The sequence below is a fragment of the Micromonospora sp. NPDC047187 genome, from assembly GCF_040643355.1.
GTDB classification, from domain to species: Bacteria; Actinomycetota; Actinomycetes; order Mycobacteriales; family Micromonosporaceae; genus Micromonospora; species Micromonospora salmantinae.
Window position 1 is genome coordinate 14,419 of sequence record NZ_JBEYUF010000039.1, and the last position, 21,245, is coordinate 35,663.

The window sequence follows — 21,245 nt, forward strand, 5'->3', positions numbered from 1 at the left end:
ACGTCGCACGAGACAGCGTCCGAGGTTGTCGTAAAGAGCCCGCCGGTGCTCCGTGGGCGCTACTGCAACGTCACTTGGCCTGTCTCCGCCGGTGGTGCAGGCCCGGCAAAGTCGCCAAGCAGGGCGAGCGATCGACGGCTGTCGCGTCATCCACCGGTCCGACGCAATAGGAATGGCCGGCTCCCGCCGGGATGCCCCTGGCAAAGGGCGTGCCGCGGACAGTGACCTGCGGTGTGAGCCGGGGGTGAGCCGCCACGCGAGATGGGGTTCAGTGGTCGTCGGGATCGATGTACCGGTCGGGGTTGGTGGCAGTGTTGTGAGGGCCGTGGTCCGACGGCAGATCGTGCAGCCAATGGCGCAGGCCGGGGTCGGTGGTGAGGGTCCAGGCGGGGCCGGCGGGGTGCTCGTCGTGCAGGCCGGTGGCCACGGGCATGGCGATGGGCACCCCGGCGAGGGCGTCGAGCAGGCTAGCCTCACGGCGGCGGTGCGGCACGCGCAGCAGGACGGGGTATCGGGGGCCGAACTCGGCGAGGCGCTCGTAGGCGCGCAGCTTGCGCAGCACCGTGGCAAGCGGTTCGGTGCCGTTGTCGTGTTCGAGGAAGAATCCCACGGTCTGGCCGCAGGCGGTCCAAATGCCGTGACCGTCGGGGCGGATCTTGGCGAGATGGTAGGCGGCGGTGGTGTGCTGCTCGGACCACCAGCGCCGCAGGTGGGCACGCGAGTCGGTGCGGGTGTAGGCGACCAGGTCGACGAAGAGTTGGTTGACGCCGAGCAGGTGCCGCAGTCGAGGGCTGCTGATGATGCGTTCGGTGCGTTCGATGCTGCTGCGTGGCGGACGAGTGTCCGGCCGCTCGGGATCGGTGTAGGTGGTGGGATGTACGAGCATCCCGAGCGGGCCGAGGGTGTAGAGGTGCTGGTTATCGCCGGTGGTGACGTCAACGAACCGGTGCACGGCGTCGATGCGGTGCAGAGTGTCCAGGCGCAGCCGGGCCGAGTGCTCCGAGGGGAACAGCGCCCGGGTGATCTGGGCGGTGGACAGCACGTAGTGCTCAGCGAGCCACGGGAGGAGCTCACGGTCGAGCGGGGTCAGCCGACGCAGTTGCGACAATCGCTGAGACTTGTTGGACGGAGTTCGGGACGACGACGGACGGAACAGGGGAATAGAGGAATCGCTGTTCATAAGGAGTTTCTTCAGGAAGTAGAGGGACGGGACCGCTCCCGTGGAGAGGAAGCCTCGAACTGTCGCCCTTGATGACGGTGGACGGTCACGGGCGGCGTGCTGCGTTGACAAGCCGCATCCGGGAGCCAGTCAGCGGCACGGGTGGTGCAGGCTCAGTGAAGCCGCAACAGAGGGCGTCGATGAAACCGGTGGTCGGTTGTGACAGCGCCATCTGGTCCAGAAGGCGTTCATCTGCCCGACCCGAACGACAATGACTGAACCCTGCCCACGGGTGGCACTACCTTCGCAGCTCTGTCACGTCGCTCAGGCGGCTCATGCTGGGGCATGCGACCAAAGACCGGGTCGACCACTGCGTCGCGTCCGCCGAGGCTTTCTCAAGGTCGCGACCACGACCTGCGCTTCACCTGCTCCGCAGTCACCCCGCCCGCGGCCGGCCCGGACAGGGTCGTCCAGCAACCCGTCCGGGCCGTGCCGCCGAACCGTGACCGACAGGTCCACACCGAGTCCCGGTCGATCGCCGGTTGGGCAGCAACCAGGGGTGTTCGGGCCTGTCTCCGCAGGCCAGCACGATCCGCGTCTCTCACCGCGCTAGCGCTTCGCCTCCAGGGCGGAGCGTTCCCATCTGGCCAGGTCGGCGGCGGCCGCGTAGGTCGAGCGGAGGAACTCGGTCAGCACGGCGTCGGGATCGGGCGCGCTGGCGACCGTCTCATAGGGCAGCACGCACTCCCGCAGGTCTTTGTCGTAGAAGGCGGCCGTGCGCTCTGGATAGCCCGGCGGCTCCGGGTAGGCGTACGCATAGAAGGCACCCTCCTCGCCGCCGCCCGGCCAGAACCCGAAGCTCGCCAGCTCGTGCGAGTAGCCCTCATGCATCACCGCCGGCGGACAGTTGGGCACGCCGCCCGGGTGGGCCGGGGCGACGCGGCCGGAGAAGCGCGTATAGGCCAGATCCATCGCTCCCCAGAAGAAGTGCACCGGGCTTGCCTTGCCGACGAACTCTGAGCGGAAGCGGCCGAGAACGCGTTCGGCCTGCGAGAGTTGCTGCCAGAAAAGTCGCGCGGCCTCCCCGTCGTACGACTTGTTCTTGTGGTCGTCGGCGAAGGGGATCGCGATTTCGACCTCGTTGGGAATCGCATGGATCTGCGGCTTGAGTCCGAGCGCTGCCAGCGCCTCGAAGGTTTCGAGGTAGAACGTCGCAACTGGCTTCGGTTCGAGCGCGATGTCGTTCAAGCCGCCGTCGCTGGTGCGCAGGCGAAGCCGGTGATCGAGGAAGTCGAACTCGATGTCGAAGGTCCCCTCGCGGTACGGCACCGGCGACGTGGTCAGGCCGCGCGCGGTCGGATAGAGCGTGACGTGCCACCAGTGGTTGACCGTCGGCGTGTAGGCCATCCGGATCTTGCCAATGATCTGGGTCCACATGTGCAGCGTGTCGCGGGTATCGGCCCAGTCCGCCACGCGCAGCCGGGGCCATGACCCGGTGATCGCGTTCTGCATCGCCCTAACCCTCCCAGCCGGTCGACGTGGCCGCCTTGCGAATGATCTCGGCCACCGCGGTGGGGTCTGAGGCGGGGATCGCATGCGACGCCCCGGGAAGTTCCACGTTGGCGCGAGCATCGGCGCGCTCGGCCATGAAGCGGTGTGCGGCGAGCGGGCCGTCGGCGTGCAGCCGCTGGACCACTCTGTTCCAGCTGGCGGGCTCGGCGAACGCGCCGTGGACAGGGACGATGGTGGGTTTCATTCCAGTACCTTTCATCGGGTCGGCAGAAGGGCGGACAGGAAGTTGGCGGCCTGGCGGATCGCCTCGGCCGCTCGGATTCTGCGGAGCGTGCAACCCGGCCAGTTGCTCGGCGATGGCGCGCAGCGGCGAGGCGGTGATCTCGCCATGCTGCGCGGCGTCGGTGGTGTACTGGTCGCAGTACCACTGCATGACGTCACGGCACAGGAAGAAGCCCTCCGCGAACTGCCGGTAGAGCGTGTGTCGAAACGTGCGTCGGTGACCGGGGAGAACAGACCTGCCCGGCGAGCGGCACGGCGCAGTGCTGCTTGGCAGCCAGGGTGAGAGCGATAGCCGCGTTCCCGCCGACGGAGTCGCCGGCCATCGCGAGGCGGCCGGGTCGAGCCCGTGGGTGGCGTCATAGGTAACGACCCACTGCGCCGCGGCGTAGTTCTTCTCCTCAACTGCGATCGGGGTGGCGGGTCAGCCCTGTGTCTGACCGCAGGGCTGACCCGCGTGGTCGCAGTACGGCTGAAGACGGCTCTGCCCGCAAGTACACAGGACGGCCCTGGTTTCGGCGCGCGGGCTTTCCGGCGGGTGCACGCTCAGCTCTCCGTGCACGATCAACTGTCCGACGGAGTTGGGCGTGATCTGCGTGGGCCGGTCGGGGTCTCGGCCCCGCCGTCCACGAGTTCGTACTGCAGTGCCCCCGAGGGGCAGCGCCGCACCACTTCGGCCAGGCGTTCGGCCTCGGCACCGTCGGGCCGAATCCACGGGCGCTGGTCCGTGTCGAAGACCTCCGGCAAGCCGCGGACGCACTCGGCGGCGTGCAAGCAACGCCTCGCCTCGAACGTGACAGTGATCTTCTGGCCCTTGTACGCCTTCTTGTTGGCTCCGCTGCTCATAGCGGCCTCCGTCGTCGCGTCGTCGCCATGCTCGGCCGTTCAGTCACTGACCCTGCTGTGGGCCTGGTACACCAGGTCCTGATACTCGGGGTGCCTGGCGATCCACCCCGCGATAAATGGGCAGGTGGCCAGGACCAGCAGGTTCGCGGCGCGCGCCTCGTCGAGGGCGGTGCGGGCCAGTGCTGCCCCGACTCCCCTTCCCTCGTACTCCGGCGAGACCTCGGTGTGTACGAACGCGACGAGTTCCGTGGTGCGGATGTACTGCGCGACGCCCGCGACCTTGGACTCTCCGTCGACGCGGGCCTCGTATCGCTTGGCCTCGGGGACATCACTCACTCTTACCGCCATGTCTGCTCCAGGTGTCTTCAGCGTGGATCTCAAGCCACGGTGGTTCGGTCTAGTTGGTGCGTCACTTAACGTCACCGGCCTCCGGGGCCGACCCGTTATCAGGACTTGGTGGACAACGCGTCGCTGGACGTCGCCAAGTTGTGCGGGCGCAGCCGTCCCGCGTCGTCTCGGTGACGCGGCGATCCCGCGGTCACCACCCAGTGTGCGTCAGCAACCGGCCGCGACCAGTGACACTGCGTCACATGCGGTGATGACACGGCGCCACTACCGGACCGGCTGCGAACGCGTTTCAAGGAGGCCTGTCCACCAACCAGTCACGAGGTCGAACGGCTTAACCGTCATCTACAGCGGCACTCATTCAGTGAAGGACCCCTCTTTCCAGGTACGTGGGTGTCCTGCTAGGAGAGCGGGCTCTCCCGGACGTTCGGGACGAGCCGCTCGCAGCGCCTGGGTGACTTGCATCCCAATCCCTTGCTGAAACGCGCCCCTGAGTTGAGAGTTCAACTCAACGGCGAGTCGTGCCGCGAGCAACAGAAGGGCATGTCATGACCAGGCAATTAACGGGCCGTAGCTACCGCTTCGATCTGGGCGACCTGAAGGTGCGGTTCACCTTTGATTCGCCGACCCAGGGCAGCTTCGTCGTCGTGCAGGGCGCGGGGCTCGCCCCCGACGGTCACGCTGAAACGGTGGCTCTGAACTTGCAAGAGATTCGTGAAGGCGTCTATCTGAACTCCTGGACCGAGGCGAGCGGGGCCACCGTCACGCACCTGGAGGACTTCGAGAACGGGACGGTCTATTCCAACGTGACCGTCGACGGCAAGCTCTACAACTTTGTCGGAACGATCAAGGAGGCCTGAACATGACCCGATACCCCGCCGCCCAGGACGATCAGGCAAAGCGAAACACCGAAATCGTGCTCACCGCGATGCGAGAGTTGTTCGCGGAGAAGGATCTCACCGCGATCGACCGATACTGGGCCGAACCCTATGTCCAGCACAGCCCGCAGATGCCCAACGGGCTTGACACCTTGCGCAACGTCGTCCCGGGGCTGGAGGGCTTCTCCTGGGAGCCGCAACGGGTTGCCGCTCAGGGCGATCTGGTCTTTACCCACAGCATCGTCCGTGGCTGGGCCCCGAACCCTGTGGCCATCGTCGACATCTTCCGGCTGGAGAACGGACGTATCGTGGAACACTGGGACGTCGTTCAGGACATCGTCACCGCCGAAGCCTCCGCCAACGGCAACGCCATGGTGTAGGCCCGGAAGGTCGACATGCCGATGCGTCGACGCAAAAATGGACACCGTGACGATGCGACGTGACGACGACCTCGACCGGGCCGCAGCATGGCAGGACTTCGTGCTGGCGGCCCACCTCCTCGAGGTCGCGCTGGAACGACAATCCCAGCGCGACGGGAACATCTCGCACGGGCATTTCAAGTTGCTGGTCCTGCTTAGCGCCGCGGAGAATCAGACGCTGGGCCTGAAAGCGCTCGCCGGCATGCTGCGCTTCTCGCCCAGCCGCGTCAGCCATACGCTAAACGTTCTGGAACGCCAGGATCTGGTCACCCGCGGTCGTGTACCAACGGGACGACGCGCCTACGAAGCCACCTTGACCTCGCAAGGTCGGCTGCTCGTGGTACGCGTGCTACGCGCGCAACGTGCAGAGATTCGAGACGTCCTTTTCGATAGCCTGGGCGCAGCGGATGCCGCCGCACTCGGCAGGATCAGCGCGCGTGTTGTGCGAGTTTTCGACGAGGCAGAAGCCTAGTGAAGATGCCACAGGACGGTGTGGTGGCTTAGTACTATCCAGTTGACACCAGTTGCTCTCGGGCGAGTGTGCCGTAGTTCAGACCGTCTACGTGATCACTGACCTGCGTGTGCACCAAGCCACGCCCGCGCCTCGGCCTCGTCGTCGCCGAAGCCGTCGATCGCCCAGGACAGGGCAAGTCCCAGTTCGAACACCTCGTTCGCGGTGACTCTCCGGCCACATTGCCGGCCGCCTTAGCCCGGTCCAGCAGGACGGCGGGCCCGCTGCACCAGTGGCGCATTCGCCGAGTGCAGCGGCGAGGCGTCGTCATGGTGCGCGGTGGCCAGACCGGTGCCGGCGCTGCGTACCTCCCACTGATTCTGGTCGACCAGTCGCTGCACCGCTTGGTGGCTGATCGACCGCAGATCCCCACCGAGTTCCAGCATGAAGGTGCAGGCCAGTATCGTCGGCGGCGGCACGTCCTGAGCTGACCGCGGGACGGCTGGTGTGCGTTACGCCGCCGCGGTGACGGTGTCCACCGTGGTGCAGCCACTGGCCGGACTCAGGCTGAGCGCGATGACCGCGTCGAGCCGGTCCCGGACCTCGACGAGTCGGGTGATCTGCTTGTCGATGCGGTCGCGCTCGCTGTCCAGCATGGCTCGGGACTGCGGTGTGGTGACCTTCGCGTCGACGCACGGCAGGAGGTCCAGGATCGTCTTGCTGGACAGGCCTGCGCCGTACAGCATCTGGATCAGGTGCACCCGGTCGGCCGCCATGTCGCCATAGTGACGCTGACCGCCGTTGCTGCGTGTGCTGGTCAGCAGTCCTTGTTCCTCGTAGTAGCGCAGCGCTCGCACCGACACCCCGGTCCTGGTGGCGAGTTCACCGATCCGCACGACTTCTCCCCCTCAACTGGTGACGCCAGGCACAACACTTGCCTCTAACGTCAGCGTCAGGTTCTAGCGTAGCCCACGCAACGGAACATCTTTGAGCCTGTGGAGGCACCCATGCGTATTTCTGGTTCGGTCGCGCTCGTCACCGGCGCCAACCGTGGACTCGGCAAGCACTTCACCCAACACCTGCTGGAGCGGGGCGCGAGCAAGGTGTATGCCACGGCCCGCAACCCGGAACTGATCGACATCGCCGGCGTTGAGAAGCTGCGCCTGGACGTCACCGACCCACAGTCGGTCGCGGACGCGGCGGACGCCGCCCCCGATGTCACCCTGCTGATCAACAACGCCGGGCTCGCCACCGGGGCAAACCTGATCAGCGGCGACCTGAGCAAGATCCGGTTGGAAATGGACACGCACTTCTACGGCACCCTCGGCATGGTTCGGGCGTTCGCGCCAGTGCTCGCCAGTAACGGCGGCGGGGGGATTCTCAACGCCCTGTCCGCTCTGTCATGGTTCTCCTACGACGGGGCCAACGCCTACAGCGCGGCGAAGGCAGCCGCGTGGAGCCTGACCAACGGCATTCGCATCGAACTCGCCGGGCAGGGCACCCTCGTGACCGGGCTGCACCTGGGCGCTGCCGACACCGACATGGCGGCCGGCTATGACGGCGACAAGATGGCCCCCGCCGACGTGGTCCGTGCCGCACTCGATGGCATCGAGGCCGACAAGCTCGAGGTCATTGCCGACGAATGGAGCGCCTACGTCAAGGCATCCCTCGCCGGGGACCCGAGCGAGTTCTACACCGCCGCCTCGGCGAGCTGACAAAGCAGGTCGACGGGAGGCCCCGGGCACGGCCGCCACTTCTGCGCGGCCGGGGTGGGGACGCGCAGAAGTGGCGGCCGTGCCCGGGGCGCCTCCCCGGATGGCGTCCAGGAGCCGGGCGGCCTGCGCGACCTCCACACGAGGCACGCACCTCGCCGATCATGGGGTTGTGGTGGGCAACAAAACGCCCGCAAGACGCCAAGTCAGGCACCACAACTCCATGAACGGCGGGTCCACCTCACCTGGAAACGCGCAGCGCCGGTCGGGTGCCTCCGACATGTGGTCGGCCTTCACCCAGATGTACGGGCAACTGCCCCCCGTCGCCGAACACCTCCAGGCACGCCGCAAGGCACGCCAGGACGCCCTACTCGGAGTGGGCTCCTCTGCTCCACCTCGGACCGCAGGAGCTGACCACATACATGGAGAACCTGATGCCGACGCAGCAACCCACGCCGTACCTGTCACTGCGCGGCCTGCCCCTCGCCGACGACTACCCCGCCTGGGTCGCGAGGCGGCTGGTCGCCTTCGACGAAGCTGTTGTCCGGTAACGGAGCACGAGGGTCCCCACCGCTGGTCTATCCTCTTCCCGAGGTCAGGCCAGCGACGGGAAGACAACCCACCCGTACCCCTGTCCGACATCGAGGTGTGAGATGCCGTACCTGAGTCCGGTCGCAGTGCAGCGCGTCGAGGGCCTCGTCGTCGCGGCTCTCGCCGTCGTCGTGACCGTCACCGCCGGGTACCCGTGGTGGTCGCTGCTTGCCCTCTTCCTCGTCTTCGACCTGTCCATGCTCGGCTACCTGCGCGGGCCACGCCTCGGGGCCTTCTGCTACAACCTGGCGCACTCCTACACGCTGCCGGCTGCGCTGGGCGCGGTAGCCGTGGCCGCGGCCGGGTTCGGCGACCGGATCGGTTGGCTCGGAGTTCTGGCCCTTGCCTGGGTGTTCCACATCGCCGTCGATCGCGGCCTCGGTTACGGCCTCAAGACAGCCGAAGGATTCGAGCACACCCACCTCGGCTTGATCGGCAAGGCCCGACGGCCTGACCCGCTCTGACGGACATCCAGGATCAGAAGCCTGATGGGTTCCCGGAGGATGTCGTCGGCACCGCGTGATATTTCAGCCCGACACCGACTGACTCACCTCGCACTCGGGCGGAGCGAAATTGGCCGACCTTCTGGGCCGGCGCGCAGAGCGAAGGTGCCTTCAGTGGCGAGTTCAGCAACAGACGAGAGCGCGCGAACGTATGCCCGAAGCATCTTGCCGGGGTAGTTCTCCGACAGGTCCAGTCGGCGCAGGACCGTTTCCCGGAACCGGATCAAGGTGCGAGTTCGTTCTCATGTTCTGCGGCGAGATCCTTGTTTGCCGCCGCACCTCGGAGCGTGACAAGGGCCCAGATCGCCGTGAGGACCATGATCCCGGCGCCGGCGATGCCGGTGACGATGATCGCGTCGGTGAAGGCGGACTCGGCGATCTCGAGGATGGACGCCCCGTCACCGCCGCCGACCTCGGCCGCTACCAGCAGGGCCTCTGCCATCGTCGAGGACGCCCGTTCAGCAACGGACGCTGGCAGATCGAGCGCATCGGTTCCGTCGGTGACCACCCGGGTGTACCAGGCGACGAGTATCCCGCCCAGCACGGCTGTGCCCAATGTCGTGCCGATCTCGTACGCGGTCTCCGAGGTCGCGGCGGCCTGCCCTGCGCGTTCGGGCTTGACGGAACTCATGATGATGTCGTTGCTCAGAGCAAGTCCCATGCCCGCGCCCAGCGAGACCAACGCGAGAGATGCGGCGATCAGGGCTGGACTCGATGATGGCGACAGGAAGTTGGTCAACCCGAAGCCGATAGCGGCGATCAGGAGTCCGGCGGTGATGACGTAGGCGGGGAGGAGGCGCTTGACCACCACTGCCGCGACGAATGCGGCGGTAGCGGCGAAGATCGCCTGCGGTATGAGCCAGATGGACGCCTGGAGCGGGTTGAGGCTGAGCACAAGCTGGAGGTACTGGATCAGTGCTACCAGCGCGCCGACCATCGCGAAGATCGACAGCAGATCCGCGATGACAGCGCCGCGGAAGTATCGCACCTTGAACAGCCTGACATCCAGGAGCGGAGCGGAGAGCGTGAGTTGCCTGCGTACGAACAGGGCGATTGCGGTCACGCCGACGACGAGAGCAGCGATCCCGAGAGCGGTGTCCTTGCCGCCGGTGAGGGTCTTGATGGCGTAGACCACGCCGATCATGCCCACGAAAGAGAGCACGACACTGAAGATGTCGATCTTGTGGAGCTCGGGGTTGCGGCTCTCTGGCAGTAGGAGCGGGCCAAGGATGAGCAGAAGCAGCATGACGGGGATGTTCATCAAGAACGCGGCCTGCCAACTGAATGTCTCAATGACCCAGCCGCCGACAATCGGTCCGACCGCCGCGCCGACCGAAGCCATCGCTGCCCACGCGGCCATCGCATAGCGGCGCTGCTGCCGGTCGAGGAACATGTTGCGCACCAGTGACAGTGTCGAGGGCATCATGATCGCACCGCCCACACCCAGGAGAGCGCGGGCGCCGATCAGCATCCACGGCGATGTGGCCAGGGCGCCGGTAGCGGATGCGGCCGCAAAGACGACCGCGCCGATGAGCAGGTTGCGTCGCCGACCGAAGCGATCACCCACGGTGCTCATGGCCACGAGCAGACCGGCGAGCACGAGTGAATAGACGTCGAGCATCCACAACTGCTCGACACCTGTGGGGCTCAACTCAGCAGAGATCGCGGGCAGGCCCAGGATCAGGACAGTCCCATCGATAGTTATCAGCAGCAGGGGCAGGACCAGCACGGCAAGACCGATCCAGCTCCTGGCGGTGGCCTTGGGGGCGGCGTCATTCATGGAAGTTCCTGATCAGAGGTCGGGTGCACTATCGCTACAGCTTACAGACCAGCTGGTCGGTTCGGCAACACAGCCGCGTTGTTATGCAGCGTGATCGTTCGTTAGCTGAAGGGTGGTTGCCTGACGCGCCCCATCACTTAGCCGCGGGTCCGCGCTGGGTCTGCCCATGCCAACCACCTCGGCAACCCCCGTTGCCGGTCGTTGCCGTGTTGTCAGGCTCGAAGCAGTGGCGGCAGCTTGGCGTCGGTGCAAGTCCCGATTCCTTGGCTGGTCCTCACTGTGCCGTGATCTGCACCATCGCCGCCCGGCACAAGCCCGATCAGCGATCGGCCACCGGCGCGCCTGAGAGCGCGTTTGGCTTGTGGGCGAGTCGGGTGTGTCGCACAGTGGATCCGGTCGATGGATGTAGCTCGGTCGGTAGGCAGGTATGGATCGAGTGCGGCGGCATCCGTCAGACCTGATCGACGCCGAGTGGGAGATCGTCGAGCCGATGCTGCCGTCTCCGCAGTAGATGGGCAGACCGGAGAAGCATTCCCGCCAGGCCGTCATCGACGCGATCTTGTATGTGGTGCGTACCGGTACTTGCCGGTCGACTTTCCGCCGCGGCAGACCGTGTACGCGCACTTCACCCGCTTGAACAGTCGGGGCGTGACCGATCGGATTCTGACCGAGCTACGTGAGCAGATCCGGGTGGCTCACGGCCGTGAGCCCAAGCCGACGGCGGGGATCATCGACTCGCAGAGCGTGAAGGGCGCCGACACCGTGTCCCGCGAGTCCCGCGGCTACGACGCCGGCAAGAAGATCAACGGCCGGAAACGGTTCATCGTCACCGACACCCTCGGACTTCTGGTCACCGTCTGGGTCCTGGCCGCGTCCTGGCATGACCAAGACGGCGCCAAGGGAGCCCTGCTCGCCACCTACGCGGCGACGCCCATCCGGCTACCCCAGCACGTCAGAGGCGATGATCCGATGGGCCGCCCTCGGCGGCATGGCCCGCCGTCTCACCCGAGGCGAACCCGCCACCCGCCAACAACGCCGTACCTTCAACACACCCGACTGACAGCAATGTGAAACGCGCTCTCAATCCATAACGGCGGTGGCCTCGACCTCGACGAGGTAATCGGGGCCGGCGAGGGCGCTGACGCCCAGCCCGGTGAACGGCGGGACCGGAGTGACTTCGAGTTTCGCGGCGGCCCGGGTGATGCCGTCGATCAACGGCGTCATCTTGTCCGGGGTCCAGTCGACGATATACGCGGTGAGGCGTACCACATCACCGAAGGACCCACCGACCCCGGCCAGGGCCTTGGCGACGTTGAGGTAGCACTGCTCGACCTGCGCGGCGAGGTCTCCGGCACCGACCGTGCCCCCGTCCGCGTCGACGGCCACTTGGCCGGCGATGAAGACCTGCTTCGCGCCGGTCGCGACCGCGACGTGATGGTACAGGTCGGTCGCCGGTAGTCCTTCGGGATTGACGAACGAGACGGCCATAGTGCGCTCCTTCCGGAAGAGCCGCCGATCGGCGACTCCTCAAAGCTCGGCCTGCCGGTCGTGGGCCAGGCGGACCCGCTCCCTCAACTCGGCGAGGATCCGCTCGGTCACGCCCTTCCTGTTGAGGCGTTGGAAGTGGGAGTACACGGTCTGCCAGGGCGGGAAGTCCACCGGCAGGTACCGCCACGCGCACCCGGTCCGCACTACATACAGGATGCCGTCGGCGACCGCCCGGCGGGAGTGCTTCTCTGGTTTGCCCATCCACTGCGGCGATGGCAGCATCGGCTCCGCGATCTCCCACTCGGCATCAGTCAGATCAGACGGGTACCGCCGCATTCGATCCATACCCGCCTACCGACCCAGTCAGGCCCATCGATCGAACCGGCTGTGCGACACGCCCGGCCGCGTCCCGAGCCGCGTCGAGCACGAATTCCGGCGCCGCTCCGGCAGCCTGCCCCCGACACCCAGCTGCCGCTGGTCGCCGCCGCCGAGCCGACCGGCGACGTGGCGCTGCTCCCTCGACCCGAGCCTCGTACTGCTTGGCTTCGGGGACATCTTTCACATTCACTACCATGTGTCTTCCATCGGATCTCATCTCCGATACGGGCCGACCGGCGCGGCGGTCCAGTCAGAGGTCGCTTCCGACGTGTCCGGCGAGCAGCTGTGTCTCCCAGCCGTGTCGCGCAGTTCGGCCGTCGGCCGTGCCACCGGTGCGGTCACACTGTTCGTCTTACCGAGCAGGGGTTTGGTGCCAGCGAAGCGGGTTGTCCTCCAGTGCGGAGCGGTCCCAGTGCCCGAGGTCCGCGGCGGCCTCGTAGGTGGTGCGGAGGAACTCGGCGACCGCGCGGTCCGGGTCCGGTGCGGCGCGTACGACCTCGTAGGGCAGGAGGAACTGCTGGAACTCGGTGCTGAAGTACGCGCCTTCGGGGCCGATCGGTTGCTCGGCGAACCCGTCGGGTGCGGGGTAGGCGTACGAGTAGAAGGCACCTTCCTCACCGCCGCCGGCCCAGAACCCGCAGCTGGACAGCTCGCGGGAGTAGCCCTCGACCATGACCCAGTCCCCGCAGTTGGGCACGCCCCCGGGGTGCGGCGGGGCCGACCGGCCGGAGAAGCGGGTGCAGGCGAGGTCCATCCCGCCCCAGAAGAAGTGCACCGGGCTGACCTTGCCCACGAAGTGTGACCGGAACTCGCCGATCACCCGGTTCGCCTGCAACAGCTGTCGCCAGAACAGGGCGGCCGCCTCACCGTCGTAGGAGGAGTGCTGGCGGTCCTCGGCGAACGGGATCGCCGGGTCGACCTCGTTGGGGTGCGGCCGGATCGGTGCCTCGATCCCAAGCTCGTCGAGCATGGCCATGACCCGCGCGTAGAACTCGGCGACCGGCATCGGCCGCAGCGGGAGGCTCCGCGCGCCGCCGTCGCTGGTGCGCACGTCGAGCCGATGACCGATGAAGTCGAAGTCGATCTCGAAGGCTCCCGTGCCGTACGGGATGGCGGACGTCGTCAACCCGCGCGGGCTCACGTACAGGGTCACCTGCCACCAGTGGTTGAGAAACGGAGCGTGCGCCATGCGGATCTTGCCCACGATCTGGGTCCACATGTGCAGGGTGTCGCGGGTGGCGGTCCAGTCCGAGACCCGCAGGCTCGGCCAGCTCATCGTTGCCGGGAATGTCATCGCTACTCACATCCTTGGCGCCGTAACGGAAGGTGGCGGTCGTCGTGATCGTGTCTGGCAGGCCGGTACCTACGGGGCGCCACCGGTTCACTGATCGGCCGTCTTGTCCCTTCCTGATGGTCAGCGGTACTCCGGGTTGGCGTTGCCGGGGCGACTGCCGGCGTCCCAGGCCGTGCGCTGGTTGCCGTAGGCCGGGAACCCGCCGGCACGACGGATCATCGACGCGAGGTTGAGCAGGTTGTAGGTCATGAACGCGGTATTGCGGTTGGTGAAGTCGTTCTCCGGCCCGCCGGAACCCTCGTCGAGGTAGGACGGCCCGGGGCCGACCTCACCGAGTCAACCCGCATCGGCCTGCGGCGGGACAGTGAAGCCGATGTGCTGCAAGCTGTAGAGGATGCTCATCGCACAGTGCTTCAGGCCGTCCTCGTTGCCGGTGAGCAGACAGCCACCGACCCGCCCGTAGTAAGCGTACTGGCCCTGCTCGTTGAGTACGCCGGAGTAGCCGTAGAGGCGCTCGATCACCCGACGGGTCACCGAACTGTTGTCGCCGAGCCAGATCGGTCCGGCGATGACCAGAACGTCGGCTGCCAGCACCCGGTGCAGCAACGCGGGCCATTCGTCGGTGTCCCATCCGTACTCGGTCATATCGGGTCGGACGCCGGTGGCGATGTCGTGGTCGACGGCGCGAATCTGGTCAACGCTGACCCCGTTCGCCTCCATGATCGCCACACTGCGGTCGATCACCCCCTGGGTGTGGCTACGGCCGGGGGAACGGTTGAGGGTGCAGTTGATGTACATCGCGCGCAGCCCGGTGAAGTCGGGCTTCTCGATCCCGGTAGCGGTCATGGGATCCTTCCTGATAGTCGGTCCTGCTCGGGTTAGCGCGCCCGATGCACCGGCACTCACATCGCCGGCGATCGCACGTGATCAACTGCATCGATGACCGCGAGTCGGCCGCCGTCGCCGGGATCCGGCTCCGGGATCATCATCTCCGGATCTACGAGATAGACCTCGTGACCGTCCAGCGTGAGCCGACGCGCGGCCTCCAGGAGCATTCGTCGGGCCACATCGTCGATGGCGTGCACCAGAGAGACGTCGAGAACCACTCGGGGCTCCAGCGGCGTACTCTCCACCAGCTCGCGAACGATCCGCTCGGCTCCGGCGAAGCGGATTCCGCCCTGCAGTCGAAGAACCCGGGTCGCGTCCGCTCCGCCGCCTCGTACTCGATTGGAACGCACGACCGCGCGCGCCGCGGGCGGGACCTCCATCACATGCAGGCCCATGTCGGACGAGAACCGCCCGAACAGCGACACCCCGCGCACGCCGTTGCCGTGCCGGTCCAGTCGAGGAGAGAAGGTGGCGATGCCGAGCTGACCGGGGAGTGCACCGATCAGTCCCCCGGCCACACCGCTCTTCGCTGGGATGCCGACCTGCGTGGCCCAGTCGCCGGCGGCGTCATACATTCCGCAGGTGGCCATGACGCTCAGGACCTGGCGCACCACTGCCCCGTCCACCACCTGCTCGTTCGAGAGAGGATTCACCCCGCGGTTGGTCAGCGTCGCCGTCATCATCGCCAAATCTCGGGTGGTCACCAGCACCGAGCACTGGCGGATGTAGCCGTCGACGACGGCCCTCGGGTCCTCGGTGAGGATGTCATGGCTGCGGAGCATGTGCGCGATGGCGAGGTTGCGGTGCGCGCTCTCCATCTCGGATGCGCACACCGTCTCATCGACCGTCAACTGACGGCCCGCGAACGCCGAAAGCCCCTGCACGACGCGGTCGACCCGCTCGACGGGCCTCAGGTCCTCCGGACCGGCCAGCGAGTGAGCGGTGATCGCACCGGCGTTGATCATCGGATTGCGGGGACGACCCGTGCCGTTTTCGAGGGAGATCTCGTTGAACGCCTCCCCGGACGGCTCGACCCCGACCTTGGCGAGCACCCGATCGAAGCCGCGATCTGTCCGCGGGGCCTCGCACACCAGCAGCCCGGCAGGCTGCGGTGAGGGTTCGCAACTCGGCGGCCTCGACATTCGCTCCGAATGCGGCAGTCCCGGGCTCCAGGCGGGCACCGGCCGCGAGGGAGCCGATCGCAACGGCGTCGAAACCGAACGCGTTGATCAGCTGTGACACCGCGGCAACGTCCTCGCAAGAGTCGTCGGCGACCGCAACCGCCTTGCGCCCGAACCGCCCTGCCGGACGAGCCTCGTCCTCGAGATCGTGATAGCCCATGTGGTTCAGACCCTTCACGACACGCGCGCCCGGCAGGAACCGCTGCACAGCCTCACTCGAAGACACACCGGACGGGACGACCGTGTCGCGGGGGCCGTCAACCTCCCACCAGTGGTTCATCGCATCCACGACGCGCTTTCCCCTCAGCTCGTCTGCCGGGAGCTCGCGGTGCTGCCGAGCGGCAGCGCGAGGATCACCACGTCCGCAGCCACCGCAACCTCGGTCGGCCACCCGGCAGTCGCCCCGGGGGTCAGCACCGAGACCGCCCGCGCCACCGGGTTGGCTGCGGAGGAGCAGGCGATCACGCCGGCGACGGAGGGCCCGCCGCTGCCCAACGCCAGACTCATCCTGGCTGCCTTGCGCGGCCGGCGGCCGTCCACTCGGGCCAGCCCGAAGCCACCGCCACGGCGATGGAGCTACTCGGATCGCGAGCCCGCGCCAGCGGCACCCAGTGGGCGCTCGGGTTGGAAGCTCGCTCACGAGCGCTGATCAGCACCGGGCCGGCCGCCGAGGAGCAGCACCGGGAGGCGATCGAGCGGCTCGGGCGGTGCCGGATGGCCACCCACCTGGGCCGTGCCCCACCTCGTCTACGGCGAGTGGCTACGCCGAAGCCCACCGAGGCAACATCTTCCGCAAACCCGGCATCACCTCGCGCAGGCAACTCACAGAAGTGCTGCTGCCCTGACCGCGCCGGCACGCACCACGCAGTCTTCTGGGATTCAGAGGATCGCCAACGCGTCAGATGGGCGTGGGAAAGGTGCCGTCAGTGGCGAGCTCAAGCAGCAGGCGACGAGCGGTCGCGATGCTCGCTTCGTCCTCTTCCCCGTACATGGTGGCCACGACGACACCCTCGGCGGCTCGGCGCACGATCTGGATGCGCTCGTTGCTCAACCCATCGACGGCGAACTGCTCGCTCCACCACGCACTGTGCTCTTTCGCTACCGCGGCAACCGCAGGGATCGCATGCAGACCGATCCAGATCGCCGCTGACGTGACGTCGTGCGCAGCTCCGGCATTCGAACGTCCCGCGCAGAGCGCCCGAACGTAGGCACGGAGCATCTTGCCGGGGTGGTTCTCCGACAGGTCGAGATGGCTGAGGACCGTCTCCCGGAAACGTTCCTGAACGTCTTCCACCACGGCGATCACCAGTTGGTCCCGACTGCCGAAGTGGTGAATCAAGCCACTCTTCGACACACCGGCGACCGAGGCGACCTGATCCAGGGTGACCGCGGCACCTCTGGCCAGAATCACCTGGGTCGCCGCATCAAGCACGGCCCGCCGCGTGCGCTCAGTGTTTCGCGTCCGTCGCTCCTCAGCCACCGGACCACCCGCCATGAATCGAAACCAATGCTGACCAACTGGTCTACAGTACCGTACAAGCGTACCGTCGCATGGTGGCTGGTGGGCCCTCTGATCGCCTGACCGCTCCGGGCGGTGACCGCCCGGAGCCCGCCCCTCACCCGTACGTCGGGATGTGGATCACCGCAGCCGGGCGCAGCCGAAGTCCTACCAAGGTCAGTCACCTGCTCTCAGGGCATTGAGCACGGCCGTCACCTCGGGGCGCGACGCGGCCGGTCGCCGGACCCCGGCGGTGATGCGCCGGGTCAGCGGCGGGCTCAGCGGTCGGGTCACCACCCGGTATCGCGGGTCCACCGCCAGCTTCGGCAGCATGGTGATCGAGCGGCCGTTCTCCACGTGCTGGAGCGCCAGCATGTAGTTGTTGAACCGACAGATCACCACAGGCTCGAAGCCGGCCTCCCGGCACAGCCGGGTGGACAGCTCGGACATGTACGAGCCGGCGACGTCGAACGTCCAGCGCTGCTGCGCGCACGCCTCTAGGGCGACCGACTCGGCGCTGGTCAGCGGATGCTCCGGGGGCAGCACGAGCACGATCGGGTCGGTGGCGAGCGGCACCAGGTGAATCTCCGGGGAGAGCTCGGCGCCGGCGAAGTCGGCCGTCGTGATGATCAGGTCGACGTCGCCGCGACGCAGCGCCGGCATGCTCTCGTGCGGCTCCAGCTCCAGCAACACCACGCTCACGTCCGGGTGTCGGGCCGCGAGACGGACAAGCGCCGGTTCGGCGAGGGCTTGCACCGCACTCTGGAACGCGGCAACGGTGACTGTGCCGACCGGCTCGTCGGCAAGGCGGCGCAGCTCCGCCTCGGCCGCATCCATGGCTGCGAGGATCTCCCGAGCCCGGCCGGCGAGCAACATTCCGGCCGCAGTGAGCCGCACCCGCCGCCCGGTGCGTTCCAGCAGCGCGGTCCGGGTCTCCCGTTCCAGCGTGCTCAGCTGCTGCGACACCGCCGACGGGCTCAGGTTGCCGCGCTGCGCAACGGCCCGAACGGTGCCGTAGGTCGCCAGGTCGGCGAGCAGGCGCAGCCGCCACGGATTCAGCGTCATGACCCCCGACTGTACGGATTTGCTTAACAGCGACAGCGGAAATGTGCGATGGACGCGCCTGTCCGGGCTGCCTAGCGTCGGTCCATGACTGATTCGTTCTGGTCCGACGCCGATCGTCACCTGGTCCGCTACATCGGCGCGGGCAGTTTCGTACGTGAGATCATCGACCGCGCCGAGGGCAGTTTCGTCTTCACCGCCGACGGCCGCCGCCTGCTCGACTTCACGTCGGGGCAGATGAGCGCGATCCTCGGCCACTCCCACCCGGCCGTCGTCGCCACGATCCAGCGGCAGGCAGCCACTCTCGACCACCTGTTCAGTGGCATGCTGAGCCGGCCCGTGGTCGAGCTGGCACGCCGCCTCTCCGGCTCGCTGCCCGCGCCGCTGGACAAGGTCCTGCTGCTCACCACCGGCGCGGAGTCCAACGAGGCGGCGATCCGGATGGCGAAGCTGGTCACCGGCCGGCACGAGATCATCTCGTTCGCCCGGTCCTGGCACGGGATGACGCAGGCTGCGGCGAGCGCCACCTACAGCTCGGGGCGCAAGGGGTACGGGCCCGCGGCGCCCGGCAACTTCGCGATCCCCACGCCGAACGCATACCGTCCCGACTTCACCCTTCCCAGCGGCGAGCTGGACTGGCGGCATCAGCTGGAGTTCGCGTTCGAGCTGTTCGACGCCCAGTCGGTGGGCAGCCTGGCGGCGTGCATCGTCGAGCCGATCCTCAGCTCCGGCGGGGTGATCGACCTGCCGCCGGGATACCTCGTGGCGCTGCGCGACAAGGTGCACGAGCGGGGCGGGCTGTTGATCCTCGACGAGGCGCAGACCGGTCTGTGCCGCACCGGAGAGTGGTACGCGTTCCAGCGTGACGGCCTCGTGCCGGACATCCTGGCCCTGTCCAAGACGCTCGGCGCCGGCCTGCCGCTGGCCGCTGTGGTGACCAGCCCGGAGATCGAGCAGACGGCGCACGAGCGCGGCTTCCTCTTCTTCACCACGCACGTCTCGGACCCGCTGGTGGCCGCGGTCGGCAACACGGTCCTGGACGTGCTGGAGGCCGACCGGCTCGACGAACAGGCGGCGCAACTGGGTTCGTACCTGCGGAAGGGTCTTCAGGAGATCAGCCAACGGCACCCGGTGGTCGGTGACGTGCGCGGCCGCGGGCTGCTGGTCGGGCTCGAGCTGGTCAGCGACCGGGAGTCGAAACGACCGGCCGACGCGCTGGGCGCCGCAGTGACAGGGCGTTGCCTGGAGCTGGGCCTGCACATGAACGTGGTGCAGCTGCCGGGCATGGGCGGCGTCTTCCGCATCGCGCCAGCGCTCACCTCCACCCACGCCGAGCTGGACCTGGGCCTGGAAATCCTCGACCAAGCACTCGCCGACGTGGTGCCGCAGTTCATACCCTGATACACCAGCCGGGGATCGTGATCCCGGTTGGATGAATGACCACTTCGCGGCGCCGTCGAGCAGCTTCAAGCGCTACGTCGTGCGGGAAATCTTCGGAGCCGTCCGCGCGATCGTCGCCAGCCGTGGCTTGGATCCGCAACTCTCCAGCGAGGACCCCAGCTTCTGTAATCGGCCGTACCACGGTGCAGCACCTCTCAACAGGGCGAAGCCTGCACGAGCGCACGGCGGGTGCTATGCAGGGGCGTCGTCTTGCCGGGCCGGACCGAAGAGAGTCATGACGAGCGCCACAATGCTGAAGAAGCCAGATCCCAAGGCCAGCAGAAGCGAGGGCACGAAGGCAGATGGTGGTGGCACCCAGCCACCAAGCACCCAGGGCAGCGTGACAAGGACGACGACCGCTGCCGTGGTGGCCACTTCGTTGACAACGAACGCGGTCGATATGGCCGAGCCGCCGCGGGCGACTGTGCGGTAGGTCGTGTTGGCAGTGGCGGCAACCAGCACGACCGAGAGCGCGATGAAAGTAAGAGCACCCCAAATCGGCTCCAGGCCGGCAAGAGTGAGGGACACGATGAGCGGCATGGCCGAGACCAAGAAGATCCACCGCACACCCGAGCGCATGTAGCGGTCGGCCGCAGCTGCGCCCCGGCGGGTCTTGTGCAGGTCGGAGTCGAGGTAGAAGAAGACTCCGACGAGAAGTGTGCCGACAAGAGCAGCAGAAACTTCTGCCATAGTCAAAAAGAACTCGTCGCTAATTTCTCGCATAGCGACCGACTCCCCTTCAGCTTGGAAGATGTCCCGACGGCAGTCTCACGGTCACCATACGGCCGACCGAGGAGGGCGTGTGCGTATTCGCAGTCTCGCTATTTCGAGGTGCCAAGTCCATGCGTTCAGGCGCGAGTACCCGACGTGTCAACGCCGGCTGAAAGTTGGCTCTGGCACACATTCTGTGATTGATCTTGGTGGCGGCTCATGGTGTGGCGAGGACTCGTTTGTGGAGGAGGTCGAGGTCCGCGCGGCCGTACATCTGTCGCTTGATCGTTTTGATGCGGTTGACGTGGCCTTCGACGGGGCCTGAGCTCCAGGGTTGGGTGAGGCCGGCGACGACGGCGTCGCGATCGCTGATCAGGCCGGCGGCGAAGCCGCGGACTTCGGGGTATCCGGCGTTGCGGGCACGTTCGATCCAGGCGTCGAGGTGTTGTCCGGTGCCCTGGTGGCGAACCAGGGCGGCGAACCCGCGGGCGAGGTCGGCGACGGCGTCGAGGTCGGGGCAGCGGCTGCGGGCGTCGGCGAGGTCGGTGCGGTCGTCGTCGGTGAGTTTGTGGCCGGGGCGCATGATCCAGGCGGTGATCCGCCGGGCGGATGGCACCCGGACTGCGGCCGCGGGGGTGGGCCGGGTTCGGTTGGTGGTGAGCCAGTCTTTCAGTACGCGCAAGCTGCCCTGGTAGCCGCGGGCCAGAATCTCGGCTTACAGGTCGGCGGTGTGGCGGATGCCGTCGGTGAGTCGTTGCCGCAGGTAGGGGTGGAACGGGGCGAGGACGCTGGGTCGGCTGCTGGCGTTCGGGCCGATCAACGCCTCGGCG

Annotated in this window: 27 protein-coding genes; 7 read left to right on the forward strand and 20 right to left on the reverse strand. The window is 67.2% G+C overall.

Annotated elements, in window-relative coordinates:
• Positions 1-268: 268 nt before the first annotated feature.
• From ABZ794_RS32515 to ABZ794_RS32540, 6 genes are all read right to left on the reverse strand, one after another.
• Positions 269-1,108, reverse strand: a complete 840-nt coding sequence (locus ABZ794_RS32515) for a replication-relaxation family protein (RefSeq protein WP_357519202.1) — start codon at positions 1,106-1,108, stop codon at positions 269-271.
• Positions 1,109-1,768: 660 nt separating this feature from the next.
• Positions 1,769-2,671 carry a DUF5996 family protein gene (locus ABZ794_RS32520; protein ID WP_357519205.1) on the reverse strand — a complete coding sequence of 301 codons (903 nt, stop codon included), beginning with the start codon at positions 2,669-2,671 and terminating at the stop codon, positions 1,769-1,771.
• 4 nt (positions 2,672-2,675) lie between these two features.
• The gene (locus tag ABZ794_RS32525; RefSeq protein WP_357519207.1) at positions 2,676-3,104 is read right to left on the reverse strand and encodes a hypothetical protein; all 429 of its coding nucleotides are present in this window, start codon (positions 3,102-3,104) and stop codon (positions 2,676-2,678) included.
• Between the two features lie 4 nt (positions 3,105-3,108).
• A complete protein-coding gene (locus ABZ794_RS32530; protein WP_357519209.1) occupies positions 3,109-3,276 on the reverse strand; it encodes a hypothetical protein in 168 nt (55 codons plus the stop codon).
• Between the two features lie 238 nt (positions 3,277-3,514).
• Complete coding sequence (locus ABZ794_RS32535; protein WP_357519211.1) at positions 3,515-3,796, reverse strand: (4Fe-4S)-binding protein; 282 nt, start codon at positions 3,794-3,796, stop codon at positions 3,515-3,517.
• A gap of 39 nt (positions 3,797-3,835) precedes the next feature.
• A complete protein-coding gene (locus ABZ794_RS32540; protein WP_356998673.1) occupies positions 3,836-4,144 on the reverse strand; it encodes a GNAT family N-acetyltransferase in 309 nt (102 codons plus the stop codon).
• Positions 4,145-4,689: 545 nt separating this feature from the next.
• Here ABZ794_RS32540 and ABZ794_RS32545 point away from each other — a divergent pair.
• The 3 genes from ABZ794_RS32545 to ABZ794_RS32555 are packed head-to-tail and all read left to right on the forward strand — an operon-like array spanning position 4,690 to position 5,910.
• Entirely contained in the window at positions 4,690-5,001 is a 312-nt protein-coding gene (locus ABZ794_RS32545; RefSeq protein WP_357519213.1) for a hypothetical protein, read from the forward strand.
• A 2-nt stretch (positions 5,002-5,003) separates the two neighbouring features.
• On the forward strand, positions 5,004-5,399 hold the full coding sequence (locus ABZ794_RS32550; protein ID WP_357519214.1) for a nuclear transport factor 2 family protein: 396 nt from the start codon (positions 5,004-5,006) through the stop codon (positions 5,397-5,399).
• A 46-nt stretch (positions 5,400-5,445) separates the two neighbouring features.
• Complete coding sequence (locus tag ABZ794_RS32555; RefSeq protein ID WP_357519216.1) at positions 5,446-5,910, forward strand: MarR family transcriptional regulator; 465 nt, start codon at positions 5,446-5,448, stop codon at positions 5,908-5,910.
• 233 nt (positions 5,911-6,143) lie between these two features.
• On the opposite strand, the gene ABZ794_RS32560 is transcribed toward ABZ794_RS32555, so the two are convergent.
• Positions 6,144-6,368, reverse strand: coding sequence for a hypothetical protein (locus ABZ794_RS32560; protein ID WP_357519218.1), 225 nt, complete (start codon positions 6,366-6,368; stop codon positions 6,144-6,146).
• 33 nt (positions 6,369-6,401) lie between these two features.
• Positions 6,402-6,785 (reverse strand): MerR family transcriptional regulator, encoded by a 384-nt coding sequence (locus ABZ794_RS32565; RefSeq protein WP_357519220.1) that lies wholly within the window; start codon positions 6,783-6,785, stop codon positions 6,402-6,404.
• Positions 6,786-6,896: 111 nt separating this feature from the next.
• Between ABZ794_RS32565 and ABZ794_RS32570 the strand changes: the two genes are divergently transcribed.
• Together ABZ794_RS32570 and ABZ794_RS32575 are read left to right on the forward strand one after the other, a co-directional pair.
• The gene (locus ABZ794_RS32570; RefSeq protein ID WP_357519222.1) at positions 6,897-7,604 is read left to right on the forward strand and encodes an SDR family oxidoreductase; all 708 of its coding nucleotides are present in this window, start codon (positions 6,897-6,899) and stop codon (positions 7,602-7,604) included.
• Positions 7,605-8,254: 650 nt separating this feature from the next.
• Positions 8,255-8,656 (forward strand): DUF4260 domain-containing protein, encoded by a 402-nt coding sequence (locus ABZ794_RS32575; RefSeq protein ID WP_357519224.1) that lies wholly within the window; start codon positions 8,255-8,257, stop codon positions 8,654-8,656.
• Between the two features lie 262 nt (positions 8,657-8,918).
• Here the strand turns inward: ABZ794_RS32575 and ABZ794_RS32580 are convergent, their stop codons facing one another.
• Positions 8,919-10,475 (reverse strand): MFS transporter, encoded by a 1,557-nt coding sequence (locus ABZ794_RS32580; RefSeq protein ID WP_357519226.1) that lies wholly within the window; start codon positions 10,473-10,475, stop codon positions 8,919-8,921.
• 648 nt (positions 10,476-11,123) lie between these two features.
• Between ABZ794_RS32580 and ABZ794_RS32585 the strand changes: the two genes are divergently transcribed.
• Positions 11,124-11,546: a transposase gene (locus ABZ794_RS32585; RefSeq protein WP_357519228.1), complete on the forward strand. Its 423-nt coding sequence runs from the start codon at positions 11,124-11,126 to the stop codon at positions 11,544-11,546.
• A gap of 9 nt (positions 11,547-11,555) precedes the next feature.
• On the opposite strand, the gene ABZ794_RS32590 is transcribed toward ABZ794_RS32585, so the two are convergent.
• From ABZ794_RS32590 to ABZ794_RS32630, 9 genes are all read right to left on the reverse strand, one after another.
• Positions 11,556-11,963, reverse strand: coding sequence for a RidA family protein (locus tag ABZ794_RS32590; RefSeq protein ID WP_357519230.1), 408 nt, complete (start codon positions 11,961-11,963; stop codon positions 11,556-11,558).
• A 39-nt stretch (positions 11,964-12,002) separates the two neighbouring features.
• A complete protein-coding gene (locus ABZ794_RS32595) occupies positions 12,003-12,308 on the reverse strand; it encodes a transposase (protein ID WP_357519232.1) in 306 nt (101 codons plus the stop codon).
• Positions 12,309-12,693: 385 nt separating this feature from the next.
• Entirely contained in the window at positions 12,694-13,635 is a 942-nt protein-coding gene (locus tag ABZ794_RS32600; protein WP_357519234.1) for a DUF5996 family protein, read from the reverse strand.
• Between the two features lie 120 nt (positions 13,636-13,755).
• A complete protein-coding gene (locus tag ABZ794_RS32605; protein ID WP_357519235.1) occupies positions 13,756-13,884 on the reverse strand; it encodes a hypothetical protein in 129 nt (42 codons plus the stop codon).
• An 87-nt stretch (positions 13,885-13,971) separates the two neighbouring features.
• Positions 13,972-14,481: an NAD(P)H-dependent oxidoreductase gene (locus tag ABZ794_RS32610; RefSeq protein WP_357519237.1), complete on the reverse strand. Its 510-nt coding sequence runs from the start codon at positions 14,479-14,481 to the stop codon at positions 13,972-13,974.
• A 56-nt stretch (positions 14,482-14,537) separates the two neighbouring features.
• Positions 14,538-15,665: a glutaminase gene (locus ABZ794_RS32615; RefSeq protein WP_357519239.1), complete on the reverse strand. Its 1,128-nt coding sequence runs from the start codon at positions 15,663-15,665 to the stop codon at positions 14,538-14,540.
• Between the two features lie 342 nt (positions 15,666-16,007).
• Positions 16,008-16,211 (reverse strand): hypothetical protein, encoded by a 204-nt coding sequence (locus tag ABZ794_RS32620; protein ID WP_357519241.1) that lies wholly within the window; start codon positions 16,209-16,211, stop codon positions 16,008-16,010.
• Positions 16,212-16,602: 391 nt separating this feature from the next.
• Positions 16,603-17,184: a TetR family transcriptional regulator gene (locus ABZ794_RS32625; RefSeq protein ID WP_357519243.1), complete on the reverse strand. Its 582-nt coding sequence runs from the start codon at positions 17,182-17,184 to the stop codon at positions 16,603-16,605.
• Between the two features lie 195 nt (positions 17,185-17,379).
• Positions 17,380-18,267: a LysR family transcriptional regulator gene (locus ABZ794_RS32630; RefSeq protein ID WP_357519245.1), complete on the reverse strand. Its 888-nt coding sequence runs from the start codon at positions 18,265-18,267 to the stop codon at positions 17,380-17,382.
• Positions 18,268-18,351: 84 nt separating this feature from the next.
• On the opposite strand from ABZ794_RS32630, the gene ABZ794_RS32635 reads away from it, so the two are divergent.
• A complete protein-coding gene (locus ABZ794_RS32635; protein WP_357519247.1) occupies positions 18,352-19,665 on the forward strand; it encodes an aspartate aminotransferase family protein in 1,314 nt (437 codons plus the stop codon).
• Positions 19,666-19,896: 231 nt separating this feature from the next.
• On the opposite strand, the gene ABZ794_RS32640 is transcribed toward ABZ794_RS32635, so the two are convergent.
• A complete protein-coding gene (locus ABZ794_RS32640; protein ID WP_357519249.1) occupies positions 19,897-20,427 on the reverse strand; it encodes a hypothetical protein in 531 nt (176 codons plus the stop codon).
• 205 nt (positions 20,428-20,632) lie between these two features.
• A complete protein-coding gene (locus tag ABZ794_RS32645) occupies positions 20,633-20,998 on the reverse strand; it encodes a transposase (RefSeq protein WP_357519251.1) in 366 nt (121 codons plus the stop codon).
• Between the last annotated feature and the right edge of the window lie 247 nt (positions 20,999-21,245).

Bases quoted from the DNA above. Each gene is read 5' to 3' on its own strand.
- ABZ794_RS32520 (WP_357519205.1), bottom strand. From the start codon at position 2,671: ATGCAGAACGCGATCACCGGGTCATGGCCCCGGCTGCGCGTGGCGGAC.
- ABZ794_RS32525 (WP_357519207.1), bottom strand. From the start codon at position 3,104: ATGCAGTGGTACTGCGACCAGTACACCACCGACGCCGCGCAGCATGGC.
- ABZ794_RS32530 (WP_357519209.1), bottom strand. From the start codon at position 3,276: ATGGCCGGCGACTCCGTCGGCGGGAACGCGGCTATCGCTCTCACCCTG.
- ABZ794_RS32535 (WP_357519211.1), bottom strand. From the start codon at position 3,796: ATGAGCAGCGGAGCCAACAAGAAGGCGTACAAGGGCCAGAAGATCACT.
- ABZ794_RS32540 (WP_356998673.1), bottom strand. From the start codon at position 4,144: ATGGCGGTAAGAGTGAGTGATGTCCCCGAGGCCAAGCGATACGAGGCC.
- ABZ794_RS32545 (WP_357519213.1), top strand. From the start codon at position 4,690: ATGACCAGGCAATTAACGGGCCGTAGCTACCGCTTCGATCTGGGCGAC.
- ABZ794_RS32550 (WP_357519214.1), top strand. From the start codon at position 5,004: ATGACCCGATACCCCGCCGCCCAGGACGATCAGGCAAAGCGAAACACC.
- ABZ794_RS32570 (WP_357519222.1), top strand. From the start codon at position 6,897: ATGCGTATTTCTGGTTCGGTCGCGCTCGTCACCGGCGCCAACCGTGGA.
- ABZ794_RS32575 (WP_357519224.1), top strand. From the start codon at position 8,255: ATGCCGTACCTGAGTCCGGTCGCAGTGCAGCGCGTCGAGGGCCTCGTC.
- ABZ794_RS32580 (WP_357519226.1), bottom strand. From the start codon at position 10,475: ATGAATGACGCCGCCCCCAAGGCCACCGCCAGGAGCTGGATCGGTCTT.
- ABZ794_RS32590 (WP_357519230.1), bottom strand. From the start codon at position 11,963: ATGGCCGTCTCGTTCGTCAATCCCGAAGGACTACCGGCGACCGACCTG.
- ABZ794_RS32595 (WP_357519232.1), bottom strand. From the start codon at position 12,308: ATGGATCGAATGCGGCGGTACCCGTCTGATCTGACTGATGCCGAGTGG.
- ABZ794_RS32600 (WP_357519234.1), bottom strand. From the start codon at position 13,635: ATGACATTCCCGGCAACGATGAGCTGGCCGAGCCTGCGGGTCTCGGAC.
- ABZ794_RS32605 (WP_357519235.1), bottom strand. From the start codon at position 13,884: ATGACCTACAACCTGCTCAACCTCGCGTCGATGATCCGTCGTGCCGGC.
- ABZ794_RS32610 (WP_357519237.1), bottom strand. From the start codon at position 14,481: ATGACCGCTACCGGGATCGAGAAGCCCGACTTCACCGGGCTGCGCGCG.
- ABZ794_RS32615 (WP_357519239.1), bottom strand. From the start codon at position 15,665: ATGTCGAGGCCGCCGAGTTGCGAACCCTCACCGCAGCCTGCCGGGCTG.
- ABZ794_RS32620 (WP_357519241.1), bottom strand. From the start codon at position 16,211: ATGAGTCTGGCGTTGGGCAGCGGCGGGCCCTCCGTCGCCGGCGTGATC.
- ABZ794_RS32630 (WP_357519245.1), bottom strand. From the start codon at position 18,267: ATGACGCTGAATCCGTGGCGGCTGCGCCTGCTCGCCGACCTGGCGACC.
- ABZ794_RS32635 (WP_357519247.1), top strand. From the start codon at position 18,352: ATGACTGATTCGTTCTGGTCCGACGCCGATCGTCACCTGGTCCGCTAC.
- ABZ794_RS32640 (WP_357519249.1), bottom strand. From the start codon at position 20,427: ATGCGAGAAATTAGCGACGAGTTCTTTTTGACTATGGCAGAAGTTTCT.
- ABZ794_RS32645 (WP_357519251.1), bottom strand. From the start codon at position 20,998: ATGCGCCCCGGCCACAAACTCACCGACGACGACCGCACCGACCTCGCC.